Source organism: Paraburkholderia sp. SOS3, from assembly GCF_001922345.1.
Classification (GTDB): Bacteria; Pseudomonadota; Gammaproteobacteria; order Burkholderiales; family Burkholderiaceae; genus Paraburkholderia.
Genome location: NZ_CP018811.1, coordinates 2834268 through 2848656, shown reverse-complemented (window position 1 = coordinate 2848656; position 14389 = coordinate 2834268). Strand labels below are relative to the sequence as shown.

Below are 14389 nucleotides of genomic sequence, written 5' to 3'. Positions count from 1 at the left end.
CACACGCTGCATGGAACCGATCAAAGTTGGACTGCTGGGCTTCGGCACCGTCGGCTGCGGCACCTATACGGTGCTGCGCCGCAATCAGGAAGAAATCAAACGGCGGGCCGGCCGCGACATCGAGATTGCGCGCCTTGCGGTGCGCAATCCCGAGAAAGCGAAGCGCGCGCTCGCCAACGCGGATGGCGCCGATGCGTCCGGCGTGGCGGTGACCGACGACTTCAACTCGGTCGTCGACGATCCGTCGATCGACATCGTCGCGGAGATGATCGGCGGCACGGGCATCGCGCGCGAACTCGTGTTGCGCGCGATCGCGAATCGCAAGCATGTGGTGACGGCGAACAAGGCGCTGCTCGCCGTGCACGGCACGGAAATTTTCGAAGCCGCGCACAAGAACGGCGTGATGGTCGCGTTCGAAGCGGCGGTGGCGGGCGGCATCCCGATCATCAAGGCGCTGCGCGAAGGGCTCACGGCGAACCGCATCGAATACATCGCGGGCATCATCAACGGCACGACGAATTACATTCTGTCGGAGATGCGCGATCGCGGGCTCGATTTCGCCACGGCGCTGAAGGCCGCGCAGGAGCTCGGCTATGCCGAAGCCGATCCGACGTTCGATATCGAAGGCGTCGACGCCGCGCACAAGGCGACGATCATGAGCGCGATCGCGTTCGGCGTGCCCGTGCAGTTCGACAAGGCCTACGTCGAAGGCATCAGCAAGCTCGCGGCTATCGACATCCGTTATGCGGAGGAACTTGGCTACCGCATCAAGCTGCTCGGCATCGCGCGCCGCACCGGCAAGGGCATCGAACTGCGCACGCATCCGACGCTGATTCCCGCCAAGCGCCTGCTTGCGAACGTCGAAGGCGCGATGAATGCGGTGGTCGTGCATGGCGATGCGGTCGGCACGACGCTCTACTATGGCAAGGGTGCGGGCGCGGAGCCGACGGCCTCGGCTGTGGTCGCGGACCTCGTCGACGTGACGCGGCTGCATACGGCCGATCCCGAGCATCGCGTGCCGCATCTCGCGTTCCAGCGCGACCGGCTGTCCGACACGCCGATCCTGCCGATCGACGAAGTGACGAGCGGCTATTACCTGCGTCTGCGCGTGGCCGACGTGACCGGCGTGCTGGCCGATATCACGCGCATTCTCGCGAACACCGGCATTTCGATCGACGCGTTGCTGCAGAAGGAATCGGAGCAGGTCGACGATCACGGCAAGGGCGAAACGGACATCATCCTGATCACGCACGAGACGGTCGAAAAGAACGTCAATGCGGCGATCGCAGACATCGAGGCATTGCGCACGGTCGTTTCGAAGGTGACGAAACTGCGTATGGAATCGTTGAACTGAACTCGAGCGGACTTCTCTCATGAACTACATTTCCACGCGCGGCGCCGGGGCAGGCGAACGCCATTCGTTTTCCGACATTCTGCTCGGCGGCCTTGCGAAAGACGGCGGCCTGTATCTGCCGTCCTCGTACCCGCGCGTGTCGGCCGAGGAACTGGCGCGCTGGCGCGCGCTGCCGTATGCCGACCTCGCGTTCGAAATCCTGTCGAAATTCAGCGACGACATTCCCGCCGACGACCTGCGCGAACTGACGCGCCGCACCTACACCGCGCAAACGTACTGCAACGTGCGCGACGACGAACAGGCGGCGCAGATCACGCCGCTCAAAACGCTCGGCATCGAGGACGGCGCGCCGCTTTCGCTGCTCGAGCTGTCGAACGGGCCGACGCTCGCGTTCAAGGACATGGCGATGCAACTGCTCGGCAACCTGTTCGAGTACACGCTCGCGAAGCATGGCGAAACGCTGAATATTCTCGGCGCGACCTCGGGCGACACCGGCAGCGCGGCTGAATACGCGATGCGCGGCAAGCAGGGCATTCGCGTGTTCATGCTGTCGCCGCACAGGAAAATGAGCGCGTTCCAGACGGCGCAGATGTACAGCCTGCAAGATCCGAACATCTTCAATATCGCGGTCGAAGGTGTGTTCGACGATTGCCAGGACATCGTGAAAGCCGTCTCGAACGATCACGCGTTCAAGGCCGCGCAGAAGATCGGCACCGTCAATTCGATCAACTGGGCGCGCGTGGTGGCGCAGGTCGTCTACTACTTCAAGGGCTATTTTGCCGCGACGAAGTCGAATCAAGAGCGCGTGTCGTTCACCGTGCCGTCGGGCAATTTCGGCAATGTGTGCGCCGGTCATATCGCGCGCATGATGGGCTTGCCGATCGAAAGGCTCGTCGTCGCGACGAACGAAAACGACGTGCTCGACGAGTTTTTCCGCACCGGCATCTACCGCGTGCGCAAGGCCGCCGAGACGTATCACACGAGCAGCCCGAGCATGGATATCTCGAAGGCGTCGAACTTCGAGCGTTTCGTGTTCGATCTGCTCGGCCGCGACCCGGCGCGCGTGCTGCAGCTGTTTCGCGATGTCGAGGAAAAGGGCGGCTTCGATCTCGCGGCAAGCGGCGATTTCACGCGCGTCAAGGAATTCGGCTTCGTGTCGGGCAGCAGCACGCATGCGAGCCGCGTCGAGACGATTCGCGATGTGTTCGAGCGCTACGACACGATGATCGACACGCATACGGCCGATGGCCTCAAGGTTGCGCGCGAGCATCTGCAGGCCGGCATCCCGATGATCGTGCTCGAGACCGCGCAGCCGATCAAATTCGGCGAGACGATCCGCGAGGCGCTGTTGCGCGAGCCGGAGCGGCCCGCGGCATTTGTCGGACTCGAAGCGCTGCCGCAGCGCTTCGATGTGCTGCCGGCCGATGCCGAACGTGTGAAGGCGTATGTCGCGAAGCGTGTCGCCGGGTCTGTCGCGTCATAGACGCGCGCACTACAATAAATAACCTTTCGTCCCGCCCGCGCCCGCTACCGATGTCCACACCCACGCCTGCCGCACCTCGCGCCCCGATGCTGTCGACTGCCGATGCGCTCGCCACTCTGCTCGGCGCCGCCGTGCAGATCGACGGCGAAGAAACTTTGCCCACGCTCGACGCATTGAACCGCGTGCTCGCGGCCGACGTGATCTCGCCGCTCGACGTCCCGCCGATGCACACGAGTTCGATGGATGGCTACGCGGTGCGCATGGCCGACCTGGCGCATGGCGACCGGCGCCTGCCTGTATCGCAGCGCATTCCAGCCGGTCACGCGCCGCAGCCGCTGGCGGCGGGCACGGCGGCGCGCATCTTCACCGGCGCGACCGTGCCGCCCGGCGCCGACGCGATCGTCATGCAGGAGCAGACCGAGGCCGCCGGCGACGCCGTCACGCTGCTGCATACGCCGAAGGCCGGCGAATGGATCACGCAGCAAGGCGCCGATATCCGGCGCGGCGCGGTGATTCTGCCGGCCGGCACGCGCCTTACGCCGCAAGCGCTCGGCCTCGCTGCCTCGGTGGGTTGCGCGGAACTGCGCGTGAAGCGCCGCGTGAAAGTCGCGGTGTTCTTCACGGGCGACGAACTGACGATGCCCGGCGAGCCGTTGAAGCCGGGCGCGATCTACAACTCGAACCGCTTCACGCTGCGCGGGCTGCTCGAGAGACTCGGCTGCGACGTGACCGACTACGGCATCGTGGCCGACCGGCTCGATGCGACGCGCGCGACGCTGCGCGATGCGGCGCGCGAGCACGATCTGATCCTGACCTGCGGCGGCGTGTCGGTCGGCGAGGAAGATCACGTGAAGCCGGCCGTCGAGGCGGAAGGGCGGTTGTCGATGTGGCAGATCGCGATGAAGCCGGGCAAGCCGCTCGCATTCGGCGCTGTGCGGCGTACCGCCGCGGGCGACGCCGCTCATGCCGGCAGCAGCGCCGGTGACGCGGCCAGCACGGCAAGCACGTCCACCGCACGCGCCGAAACGTTCTTTATCGGTCTGCCCGGCAACCCGGTCTCGAGCTTCGCGACGTTTCTGCTATTCGTGCGGCCGTTCGTGCTGCGTCTGGCCGGCGTGCGCACGGTCGCACCGCGTGCGCTGTCGCTGCGCGCCGATTTCACGCAGCACAAGGCCGATCGCCGCAACGAGTTTCTGCGTGCGCGCGTCAACGCGGCCGGCGGTCTCGACCTGTTTCCAAACCAGAGTTCGGCGGTACTGACGTCGACGGTATGGGGCGATGGGCTCATCGACAATCCGCCGAATCATGCGATCAGTGCCGGCGAGACCGTGCGCTTCATTCCGTTTTCCGAACTGCTGAACTAGCGTCGCGAAGCCTGTCACGACTCAATCGAAGCCGCCGATGAAAATCCAGCTCAAATATTTTGCAAGCGTACGCGAAGCGCTTGGCCTGTCCGACGAGGCGGTCGACGTGCCGGCCGAGGTCGCGACCGTCGGCGACGTGCGCGCATGGTTGCGCGTGCGCGGCGGCATCTGGGCCGATACGCTTGCCGAAGGGCGCGCCTTGCGCATGGCCTGCAATCATGTGATGACCGATGCGGGCACGCGCATCACCGACGGCTGCGAAGTTGCGTTTTTCCCGCCGGTTACCGGCGGCTAGGGGTCGAACCATGACGGTACGCGTTCAGACCGAAGACTTCGACGTCTCGACCGAGCTGGCCGCGCTGCGCGCGCAAAATCCGAAAGTCGGCGCCGTCGCATGCTTTATCGGCACGGTGCGCGATCTGAACGAAGGCAGCACGGTCGAGACGATGGAACTCGAACACTACCCGGGCATGACCGAGAAGTCGCTCGAAGGCATCGTCGACGCCGCGTGCGAACGCTGGCCCGGCACCGACGTGCTGATCGTGCATCGCGTCGGCAAGCTTTATCCGCTCGATCAGATCGTGCTCGTCGCAACGACGTCCGCGCATCGCGGCAACGCGTTCGCCTCGTGCGAGTTCGTGATGGATTATCTGAAGACCCACGCGCCGTTCTGGAAGAAAGAAAAGACCGAACACGGCGAGCGCTGGGTCGATGCGCGCGTTACCGACGATAAGGCGCTCGAGCGATGGGGTTTGGACTCCGGTAACGCGAAACCGGAATGACGCGTCCGGCGGCGCGCTTTGCTGGCGCGGCGCTGTTTGAGTGGCTGAACAGTCGAGCGGCTGAACAGTTGAACTGCGCCTCGCGCGGACGCGGCGCCGGCGGCGCGCTTACCGGTCGTCCCGTCCGCGTCCGACGAACTTCGCCGGAAACGGCTCGCCGCGCGGCCGCGCTGGCAAAGCGTCCGCATCATGCGCATGCGATGCATCGCCTTCCTTTTTCGGCCGCCTCGGCGCCACGCGCTCGAGCAACGCCTTTTGCTCGGCGGGAATTTCGTAGTCCCACCCGAACTTGCTCAATTGCAGGCTCTGCGCGATACGCAGCGCCGGTTCCATGAAGCGCACGGCCGCCGCAGGCGCGTAACGCGCTTCGACGGTGTCGAGAAACAGGTAGAGCCACCGGCTGAAGTGCCGCGGCTCGATGCCTTCGAGCGGCTCATGCTTCTGCTGCACATTGCCCCGGTACTGCTTCGAGCCGAGTACGAGGCTGCCCCAGAACAGGCACATCTTCGGCAGATGCTCGTCCCAGCGGCCCGCGATCTTCTGCTCGAATACGGGCCCGAGCAGCGCATCCGCGCGCACGCGCTCGTAGAACGCGTAGACGAGCTCGCGGATATTCGCTTCAGTTGCTTCGGATTGCCGCACGACGGCCGCGGCAGGCTCGAAAGACGGATTCATTCAACGTTCGCAAGTAAGCCGGTCGACAAAGACCGGGCGGTCAAATGCAAAAAGACATCATCAAACTTGTAAAAAAGTCCGCATGCAAAGAAACCATAACGTTTATAGTTACGCGAAATAACACGACAAACGCAGCAATAAGATGCGCAATGCAAGCATCTTATTGCAATCAGACGTGCGACCCAGCATGCGATGAACAGCGTTCACGGCAACCTTGGAAAGGACGAGTCCCGACTTTTGTGCGGCCCCGCCTTCGCCGATCGCGACTTGGCATACATGAGACTGACAGACTATACCGACTACTCGTTGCGTGTGCTGCTGTACCTCGCCGTACGTCCTCAGGGACTTGCAACGATCCAGGACATTTCCGACTCGTACGGAATCTCCAAAAATCATCTGATGAAAGTCGTCCAGCGGCTCGCTGAGCTCGGCTGGGTCGAGACGGTGCGCGGACGCAACGGCGGGCTGCGGCTGTACGAGCACTCGTCGGAGTTGACGGTCGGCGAGGTGGTGCGCGCGGCCGAGAACGACTTCGCGTTCGTCGCCTGCCTGCCCGACGGCGAAGGCGCGCATCGCGACTGTACGATCCGCTCTCATTGCCGCCTGAAGGGCGTGTTCGAAAGCGCGCGCGACGCGTTTTTCGCCGAACTCGACCGCCACACGATCCGCGATATCGCCCAGCCGAGCGACCCGTTGCTAAGATTGCTGGGTCTGATGCCTGCCGCGATGCCGGTCGCGTCGATCGTCCCGGTCTCTCCCGACGTATAAGTGCGGGCGCGGCGCCTCGCCGCACCCGACGCGGCGTCAGGCCGCATGCTGTCCGTACGGCGTCCGCGGCGGCGCGAAGCCCGCGCGCACGCAGTCGGCGGGCGGATTAGCGCCGTCGGCCCGACCAATTGGGCGAATTGTTATCTCCCGGCGCAAAAAACCGCTTGAAACGCGAATAACCTCCCTCACTTTGGTGACATTCGAAATTGGAGGTCTCTTGTGAGAATCGACAAACTCACCACCAAATTCCAGGAAGCGCTGGCGGACGCGCAAAGCCTTGCGGTCGGCCATGACAATCAATACATCGAGCCTGTTCACCTGCTCGCGGCGCTCGTCGCGCAGCCCGATGGTTCGGCGCGCTCGCTGCTGTCGCGAGCAGGTGTGCATGCGCAGGCGCTGCAAAGCGCACTGAACGACGCGATCGCGCGCTTGCCGCAGGTGCAGGGCACCGACGGCAACGTGCAGATCGGCCGCGAACTGACGGGCCTGTTGAACCAGGCCGACAAGGAAGCGCAAAAGCTCAACGACACGTACATCGCGAGCGAGATGTTCCTGCTTGCCGTCGCCGACGACAAAGGCGAGGCCGGCCGTCTCGCGCGCGAACATGGGCTCACGCGCAAATCGCTCGAAGCGGCGATCGTCGCCGTGCGCGGCGGCTCGCAGGTGCACAGCCAGGATGCCGAGAGCCAGCGCGAAGCGTTGAAGAAATACACGATCGATCTGACCGAGCGCGCGCGCGCCGGCAAGCTCGACCCCGTGATCGGCCGCGACGATGAAATCCGCCGCTCGATCCAGATCCTGCAGCGCCGCACGAAGAACAATCCGGTGCTGATCGGCGAACCGGGCGTCGGCAAGACGGCGATCGTCGAAGGGCTCGCGCAGCGCATCGTCAACGGCGAAGTGCCGGAAACATTGAAGGGCAAGCGCGTGCTGTCGCTCGACATGGCGGCGCTGCTCGCGGGCGCCAAGTATCGCGGCGAATTCGAGGAGCGCCTGAAGGCCGTGCTCAACGACATCGCGAAGGACGAAGGCCAGACCATCGTCTTTATCGACGAAATCCACACGATGGTCGGCGCGGGCAAAGCCGAAGGCGCGATGGACGCGGGCAACATGCTGAAGCCGGCGCTGTCCCGCGGCGAACTGCATTGCGTCGGCGCGACGACGCTCGACGAATACCGCAAGTACATCGAAAAGGATGCGGCGCTCGAGCGGCGTTTCCAGAAGGTGCTCGTCGACGAGCCGAGCGTCGAGGCGACCATCGCGATTCTGCGCGGCTTGCAGGAGCGTTATGAGCTGCACCACGGCGTCGATATCACGGACCCGGCCATCGTCGCGGCCGCGGAGCTGTCGCATCGCTACATCACCGACCGTTTCCTGCCGGACAAGGCGATCGACCTGATCGACGAAGCCGCGTCGAAGATCAAGATGGAGATCGATTCGAAGCCCGAAGAAATGGACCGGCTCGATCGGCGCCGCATCCAGCTGAAAATCGAACGCGAAGCGGTGAAGAAGGAGAAGGACGAAGCGTCGCAGAAACGCCTCCAGCTGATCGAGGAAGAAATCGAGCAGCTCGACCGCAAATATTCGGATCTCGAAGAAATCTGGACCGCTGAAAAGGCCGCGGTGCAAGGCGGAGCACAGCTCAAGGAAGAGATCGAGAAAACGCGTGCCGAAATCGCGCGGCTGCAACGCGAAGGCAAGCTCGAGAAGGTTGCCGAGCTGCAGTACGGCAAGCTGCCGCAGCTCGAGCAGCGCCTGAAGCAGGTCACGCAGGCCGAAGCGCAGGAGCAGAACAATCCGACGCGTCCGCGTCTGTTGCGCACGCAGGTCGGCGCGGAGGAAATCGCGGAAGTCGTGTCGCGTGCAACGGGCATCCCGGTCGCGCGCATGATGCAGGGCGAGCGCGAAAAGCTGCTGCAGATCGAAGAGAAACTGCATCAGCGCGTGGTGGGTCAGGACGAAGCGATCAGCGCGGTCGCCGATGCGATCCGCCGGTCGCGCGCGGGCCTGTCGGATCCGAACCGTCCGTACGGCTCGTTCCTGTTTCTCGGGCCGACGGGCGTCGGCAAGACCGAGGTGTGCAAGGCGCTCGCTTCGTTCCTGTTCGATTCGGAAGAGCATCTGATCCGCATCGACATGAGCGAATTCATGGAGAAGCACAGCGTCGCGCGGCTCATTGGCGCGCCGCCCGGTTATGTCGGCTACGAGGAAGGCGGTTACCTGACCGAAGCAGTGCGGCGCAAGCCGTACAGCGTGATCCTGCTCGACGAGATCGAGAAGGCGCATCCGGACGTGTTCAACGTGCTGCTGCAGGTGCTCGACGACGGCCGCATGACCGATGGCCAGGGCCGCACCGTCGACTTCAAGAACACGGTGATCGTGATGACGTCGAACCTCGGCTCGCAGGTCATTCAGTCGATGGTCGGCGAGCCGCAGGATGCGGTGAAGGATGCGGTATGGGAAGAGGTGAAGCTGCACTTCAGGCCTGAGTTCCTGAACCGGATCGACGACGTCGTCGTGTTCCATGCGCTCGACCGCTCGAACATCGAGTCGATCGCGAAGATCCAGCTCGAGCGTGTGCATGACCGGCTCGCGAAGCTCGATATGCAGCTCGTCGTTTCCGACGAGGCGCTCGAGCTGATCGGCAAGGTCGGCTACGATCCGCTGTTCGGGGCGCGGCCGCTGAAGCGTGCAATCCAGCAGGAGATCGAGAACCCGGTCGCGAAGCTGATTCTCGCGGGCAAGTTCGGACCGAAGGATGTGATTCCGGTCGACGTGCGTAACGGCAAGCTCGTGTTCGAGCGCGTCGTACACTGATCGCACGTTCGGCGAGCGGTACTCGCCGCGCGCAGGTCAAGCGGACAACGAAGCAATTCGTTGTCCGCTTTTTTTTGCCGCTCATGAATAAGCATTGCACCCGTGCGGTAGCGCGTCTCTAGCATCTATGCATGCGACGAATGGAGATGTGCTATGTACCCGTTGCCGATGCATCCGAACACGATCCGGGCGCCCGAAGCGCGCCCCGCGAATGTGCCTGTCGATACGCGCCCGCCCGCTGTCGTGCGTGCGCCGGGCGCAAACGTGCGCAGCGGCGCGCGTGCGCGTGTTTCCACGCCTTATGTGCCTTTTCCGCGGACGCAGCCGCCGTTCGCCGGGCAGTCAAGGCCGCCCACCGCTCGCGCTTTGTCCGCGCCTCCATCCGAATACGAGTCGTCGGAAACGCCGGGAATTTTCATCGACCGCAGCAACGGGATGCGGTTTTTCATCGAGGACGGGCGAGCGTTTCCGGCTTCGTCGGGACCGGCCGCGGACCGTGGCGACAGGCCGATATCCGCAGACCGCAACAATGCGCGCGCGCCGGGTTCGATGCCCGGACCCGATTTCGTCGGCCAAGGCTATGACGCAGCGTCTGCGGGGGTGCGCTTTCATCCGTATCCTCGATCGCGGGCGATCGATAGCCGCGATTTCGCCGCCGCATTCGCAGCGCAGGCGCAGTCGATGCCTCAACGACGGAACACAGGGCAAGGATTGTTGCCGACCCCGCGGCAGCGTTTCGAGCCCTATGCGACCCAATGGCGGGTGGACCTCGCACCGGCTTATGGCCGCGAACCGGTCGCCATGGCGCGGCCCGACCGCGAGCCCATGCTGTGGGAGCGGCGGCGATGGCTTGATCAGCAGATCGAGCATGGCCGCGCGCTCGATGCCGACATACATGGCCGGCAGTACGCGGTCAAGCAGCATGGCTTTGTCTGGAACCGGATTGCGCGGGCATTCGCGGACGCCGGCAGGACCACCGGGCGCGACATCGAGCAGTTGAGGCGTGCCGCAAACGCAGGCGATCTGATCGCGATGCGCCATTTGCCCGCGGTGGAAGCGGTGCGGCCGATGCTGCAGCAACGTTGGATGGTCGCCCGGAACGACGCAATGCGCTTGAGCGAGGACCGCAGGGTCTTGCTACAGGAGCAGGATCAGAACGCCGAGCGGATTCAGCAACTGGTAGCGGAACGTTTGAAAGTCGATCTCGAACTGGACGCGTTGGAGCGCTGGCGACAATGGCAAGCGCCGAGATGAGCGCGTGGCCGGGCGGCGCGCGCGGTTTCGGCGCCGCCGCCCCGGCCACGCACGACGGCGCGACGGGACACGTCAGGCGTTTTTGTTGCCGAACAATCCCGACAACGCGCTCAATGCGCCGAGCGCGCCCGACAGGTTCGCCGGTTCGATCTTGCCGTCGGCGGGTACTTCGCCGTTCGGCGTCGCGGCATTGACGACGTGCGGCAGGATTTGCGACAGCAGTCCCGTAACCTGCTCGGGCTCGACGCCCGTTTTTGCCGCCAGATTCGTGACGGTTTCCGAACCGAGCACGTTGTGCAGCGTGTCGGCGCTGACCGCCTGGTTTTCGCCGGTGCTGATCCATGAACCGATGATCTCGCCGGCGCCATTCTCCCGGAAGCGCTGGATCAGGCCGTTCAGACCGCCAGGCTGGTTGTTGATGAATTCGAGCACGCTTGCAACGAGCGCCTGCTGACTTCCGCCGCCTTGCGGCGAATTGCCGAACATCGAACCGATCGTATCGAGTAGGCTCATGACTGTCTCTCCTGAGGGCCGGTGCGCGCCATGCGACCGGTTGTGGGGGATAACGCCGCGAGCATCGCGCGGCACGGAAAGTGCCGGCAAAGGTCGTTGTACGGGCAACGACCGGTGCAGCGGCGGTGGACATACGGGCAACGTCAGGACTGCGACGCTTGCCACCGGGAAACGACAGCGTACACGTGCGCGTCACGTCAATCGTAAAAGACGATTGCGAGCCGAAACACGGGTTTGGGTCAGGCGCCCGACGACGCCGCAGGCGCCGATGCGGCGGCCTTGTTCTTCTTCTTCGATTTCGATGCTTTGCCACCCGATGCGGCCGCGGGCGCATCGGCGGCAGGCGCCTGGGGCGTGGTCGCGGCAGAGGGCGGTGCGGACTTCGTCGACTTCGATGCCGACTTCGATGAGGACCGTGCCGCGCCTGTCGGCGGCGCGCCCGATCCGTTGATTGTCAGACCCGCTGCTTCGAGATTCTTCACCGACTTTGTGCCGATGCCCTTGACGCGAGCCGCGAGATCGTCGGCATCCTTGAACGGGCCGTTTTTCGTGCGCTCGTCGATGATCGCCTTCGCATGGACGGGCCCGATACCCTTCACCGATTCGAGCGCGGCCTGATCGGCCGTGTTGACCTCGACCGCAGCGGCGAGGCCCGCGCACAGCACGAAAGCCAGCGCAACGCACAGCATCCAGAGCTTCTTCAACATGGCAAGCACTCCATTGAGGGCAACAAGGCCGGGAACGGACCGCGCATGCAGTCAGCAAGCACTGCGACTCAAGCATAGGACACTTTGTGCGGCACGATTGCGAAAACCGTTGATTCGTCGTGCCATTGGACGATTGGGTGCGGGTCGTGTGCGTCGGCGGCTGCTTCGCGCCGTCAGGTTTCGCTTCGCACGGGCCATGCAGTTCGAATCATCTGCGCAATGGTTCAGCGGCAGGCGTTGCGGAAGATGGATGGCCCGATGCGGCGGCCGATGTGCGCGGATGGCCGGCGGCGTCGCGCGCACTCGCCGCGCGCGCGGTCGCGCCGCGCACCTCGAAGCGCACGCTGTCGGCGATGCGTCCGTTTGCGTCGACGAGTTCGAGCGTGTGACGCCCTGGCCACGGCGGCCACATTACGCGCTGCGCATCGCCGAGCCGCTTGCCGTCGAGCTGCCATACGCTATGCGCGGACGTGCCGTTTGCGCGTTCGAACGCAATGCGCTGGTTCGCGGGCGGAATGTCGGGGTCGAGTGCGAACAGCGTGCCGTCGGCCGGTGCGCCGATGCGGGGCGCGGCAGCGGGCGAGGGGGTGGCGACAATCGCGGCGGTCGATCGTGTTGCCGCGGTTATCGCCGTTCTTGTCGCACCGGCCGCTGTGCCTCGCTGCACGAGCGGCGCCATGAGCGGGTTCGCTGCTTCGTCGCCGCGCGCGCCCGCCGACAGCGCGACCGTCGGCATTTGCGTGCCGCGCAGAAACCATTCGTCACGCGCGGGTTCGAGCGCCTGCTCGAACGTCACACGGGTGCGGATCACGCCCGCGGGGGCCGCGGGCGGCGTACTGGCCACGCGCCGATGCAGATAACCGGCGACGGCGGCCCAGACGGGCGCTGCACCCGTTACGCCCGATACGTCCCACATCGGCGTGCCGTCGGCATTGCCGACCCAGACGCCGATCGTATAGCGCGACGTGAAGCCGATCGTCCAGTTGTCGCGCATGTCTTTGCTCGTGCCGGTTTTGACGGCGGAGAAGAAGCGTGTCGCGAGTGGACTGTCGAAGCCGAACGTGCGCGTGCGCGCATTGTTGTCGGACAGCACCGACGTCACGATAAAGCTCGCGTCGGCGCTGAATACGCGCCGCATTGCGAACGCGGTGTCGTTGGCGCGCGCCGCGCTTGACCGCATCGCGAGATCCGCGGTTGGCGACACCATGCCGCCGTTGGCGAGCGCGCGATATGCGTTGGTCAGCGACAGCAGCGTGACGTCCGCGCTGCCGAGCGCGAGGCTGTAGCCGTAGTAGTCGCCGCTTTGCTCGAGCGGCAGCCCGAGCGCGACGAGCGTATCGGCAAAGCGATGCGGCGTGACCATCACGAGCGTGCGTACCGCGGGCACATTCAGCGACGACCCGAGCGCGGTGCGCACGCTGACCCAGCCCTTGAAGCCCTTATCGTAGTTCTGCGGAATGTAGAGGCCGCCGCCCGCCGGCAGATCGAGCGGCGCATCGTCGAGCAGCGTCGCGGTCGTTACGCGGCGCTCGTCGATGGCCTCGGCGTACAGAAACGGTTTTAACGTCGAGCCGGCCTGACGGCGCGCGAGTACCGCATCGACGTCCGGTGCGGCCGACAGATTGCCGGATGAGCCGACCCACGCCAGTACGTTGCCGCTCACGTTGTCGAGCACGACGACCGCACCGTCGTGCACGTTGCGCGCGTGTGCGCGCGCATTCAGCTCCGCGAGCGTACGCGTGAGCGTATCGCGCGCGAAGCGCTGCAGGTTCGCGTCGAGGGTCGAGCGCACGCGCGCACCGGCGGCCGGATGCACTTCATTTGCGACGCGGCGTGCGAAATGCGGCGCAAGCGATTCGGCGGCGGGCGACGTGCTCAGCAACGCCGGGGCAGGGCGCGCGAACGCGAGTTGCACGAAGCTGTCGAGATTCGCGCAGCGCGCGGCCGCCTGCATGTCGCGCAGGATCCGGCACGCGCGCGCGGCGACCTTCGGATACGGTGCATTCGGCGCGCGCACGAGCGCCGCGGCCACAGCGGCCTCGCGATCGTCGAGGCCCGAGGGCGCCTTGCCGAACAGCGTGAGCGAGAGCGCGGACAATCCGACCGTCTCGCCGCGCAGCGGCACGAGATTCAGATAGGCCTCGAGGATCTGATCCTTGCGCCAGCTGCGTTCGAGACGCAACGCGTCGAAGGCCTGGCCGGCCTTCTGCACGAGCGAGCGTTGCCCCGAGCGTCGCGGGTCGTCGTCGAGGAGCCCTGATAATTGCATTGTCACCGTCGACGCGCCGCGCGTGCGCGTATTCCACAAGTTGCCCCAGGCCGCTGCGGCCGCGCCGCGCCAGTCGACACCGCTGTGCGCGTAGAAGCGTTTGTCTTCGGATACGACGATCGCTTCGCGCAGCGCCGGCGAAACATCGGCGAGCGCGACCCATTCGCCGCGCCGCTCGCTCAGATCGATGCGCGTGCGCTGCAGCGGTTCGCCCTCGCGCGATAACAGCAGCCAGTCGGAGCTGCGCCATTGCGCGCGCACATCGTCGAATGCCGGCATGGCGTAAGCGGCGAGCGGCGTCAGCGTCGCGAATAAGGTTGCGCATGCAACCGCCGCGCGCGCGAGTGCGCGTGCCTGCGCGGGTCGGGTTCGTAGCGAGCTGGGCGCGCGGCGCATGATGGTC

Annotated in this window: 11 protein-coding genes and 1 pseudogene; 8 read left to right on the top strand and 4 right to left on the bottom strand. The window is 65.1% G+C overall.

From position 1 onward, the window contains the following. Nucleotides 1–10: 10 nt before the first annotated feature. The 5 genes from BTO02_RS12705 to moaE are packed head-to-tail and all read left to right on the top strand — an operon-like array spanning nucleotide 11 to nucleotide 4983. Entirely contained in the window at nucleotides 11–1354 is a 1344-nt protein-coding gene (locus BTO02_RS12705) for a homoserine dehydrogenase (RefSeq protein WP_075157333.1), read from the top strand. 19 nt (nucleotides 1355–1373) lie between these two features. Next, nucleotides 1374–2837: a threonine synthase gene (gene thrC / locus BTO02_RS12700; RefSeq protein ID WP_075157332.1), complete on the top strand. Its 1464-nt coding sequence runs from the start codon at nucleotides 1374–1376 to the stop codon at nucleotides 2835–2837. A 50-nt stretch (nucleotides 2838–2887) separates the two neighbouring features. Then, nucleotides 2888–4201, top strand: coding sequence for a molybdopterin molybdotransferase MoeA (locus BTO02_RS12695; RefSeq protein WP_198039140.1), 1314 nt, complete (start codon nucleotides 2888–2890; stop codon nucleotides 4199–4201). Nucleotides 4202–4238: 37 nt separating this feature from the next. Further along, entirely contained in the window at nucleotides 4239–4496 is a 258-nt protein-coding gene (gene moaD, locus BTO02_RS12690) for a molybdopterin converting factor subunit 1 (RefSeq protein WP_075157330.1), read from the top strand. A 10-nt stretch (nucleotides 4497–4506) separates the two neighbouring features. After that, nucleotides 4507–4983, top strand: a complete 477-nt coding sequence (gene moaE, locus BTO02_RS12685) for a molybdopterin synthase catalytic subunit MoaE (RefSeq protein ID WP_075157329.1) — start codon at nucleotides 4507–4509, stop codon at nucleotides 4981–4983. Nucleotides 4984–5091: 108 nt separating this feature from the next. On the opposite strand, the gene BTO02_RS12680 is transcribed toward moaE, so the two are convergent. Continuing rightward, entirely contained in the window at nucleotides 5092–5658 is a 567-nt protein-coding gene (locus BTO02_RS12680; protein ID WP_075157328.1) for a group III truncated hemoglobin, read from the bottom strand. 276 nt (nucleotides 5659–5934) lie between these two features. Here BTO02_RS12680 and BTO02_RS12675 point away from each other — a divergent pair, with 276 nt between their 5' ends. From BTO02_RS12675 to BTO02_RS12665, 3 genes are all read left to right on the top strand, one after another. Beyond that, the gene (locus BTO02_RS12675) at nucleotides 5935–6426 is read left to right on the top strand and encodes an Rrf2 family transcriptional regulator (protein WP_075157327.1); all 492 of its coding nucleotides are present in this window, start codon (nucleotides 5935–5937) and stop codon (nucleotides 6424–6426) included. 219 nt (nucleotides 6427–6645) lie between these two features. Continuing rightward, a complete protein-coding gene (clpB, locus tag BTO02_RS12670; protein WP_075157326.1) occupies nucleotides 6646–9243 on the top strand; it encodes an ATP-dependent chaperone ClpB in 2598 nt (865 codons plus the stop codon). A gap of 153 nt (nucleotides 9244–9396) precedes the next feature. After that, complete coding sequence (locus BTO02_RS12665; protein WP_075157325.1) at nucleotides 9397–10497, top strand: hypothetical protein; 1101 nt, start codon at nucleotides 9397–9399, stop codon at nucleotides 10495–10497. Nucleotides 10498–10569: 72 nt separating this feature from the next. Here the strand turns inward: BTO02_RS12665 and BTO02_RS12660 are convergent, their stop codons facing one another. From BTO02_RS12660 to pbpC, 3 genes and pseudogenes are all read right to left on the bottom strand, one after another. Further along, a complete protein-coding gene (locus BTO02_RS12660) occupies nucleotides 10570–11010 on the bottom strand; it encodes a YidB family protein (RefSeq protein ID WP_075157324.1) in 441 nt (146 codons plus the stop codon). A gap of 242 nt (nucleotides 11011–11252) precedes the next feature. Further along, nucleotides 11253–11717: pseudogene (locus BTO02_RS12655) on the bottom strand (ComEA family DNA-binding protein); the annotation flags it as partial. Between the two features lie 208 nt (nucleotides 11718–11925). Then, on the bottom strand, nucleotides 11926–14382 hold the full coding sequence (gene pbpC, locus BTO02_RS12650; protein ID WP_083615103.1) for a penicillin-binding protein 1C: 2457 nt from the start codon (nucleotides 14380–14382) through the stop codon (nucleotides 11926–11928). Nucleotides 14383–14389: the final 7 nt, after the last annotated feature.

What these genes read in the sequence shown, in the direction of transcription:
- BTO02_RS12660 (WP_075157324.1), bottom strand. Translation starts at nt 11,010, where the DNA reads ATGAGCCTACTCGATACGATCGGTTCGATGTTCGGCAATTCGCCGCAA.
- moaE (WP_075157329.1), top strand. Translation starts at nt 4,507, where the DNA reads ATGACGGTACGCGTTCAGACCGAAGACTTCGACGTCTCGACCGAGCTG.
- thrC (WP_075157332.1), top strand. Translation starts at nt 1,374, where the DNA reads ATGAACTACATTTCCACGCGCGGCGCCGGGGCAGGCGAACGCCATTCG.
- BTO02_RS12665 (WP_075157325.1), top strand. Translation starts at nt 9,397, where the DNA reads ATGTACCCGTTGCCGATGCATCCGAACACGATCCGGGCGCCCGAAGCG.
- BTO02_RS12695 (WP_198039140.1), top strand. Translation starts at nt 2,888, where the DNA reads ATGTCCACACCCACGCCTGCCGCACCTCGCGCCCCGATGCTGTCGACT.
- BTO02_RS12705 (WP_075157333.1), top strand. Translation starts at nt 11, where the DNA reads ATGGAACCGATCAAAGTTGGACTGCTGGGCTTCGGCACCGTCGGCTGC.
- pbpC (WP_083615103.1), bottom strand. Translation starts at nt 14,382, where the DNA reads ATGCGCCGCGCGCCCAGCTCGCTACGAACCCGACCCGCGCAGGCACGC.
- BTO02_RS12680 (WP_075157328.1), bottom strand. Translation starts at nt 5,658, where the DNA reads ATGAATCCGTCTTTCGAGCCTGCCGCGGCCGTCGTGCGGCAATCCGAA.
- moaD (WP_075157330.1), top strand. Translation starts at nt 4,239, where the DNA reads ATGAAAATCCAGCTCAAATATTTTGCAAGCGTACGCGAAGCGCTTGGC.
- BTO02_RS12675 (WP_075157327.1), top strand. Translation starts at nt 5,935, where the DNA reads ATGAGACTGACAGACTATACCGACTACTCGTTGCGTGTGCTGCTGTAC.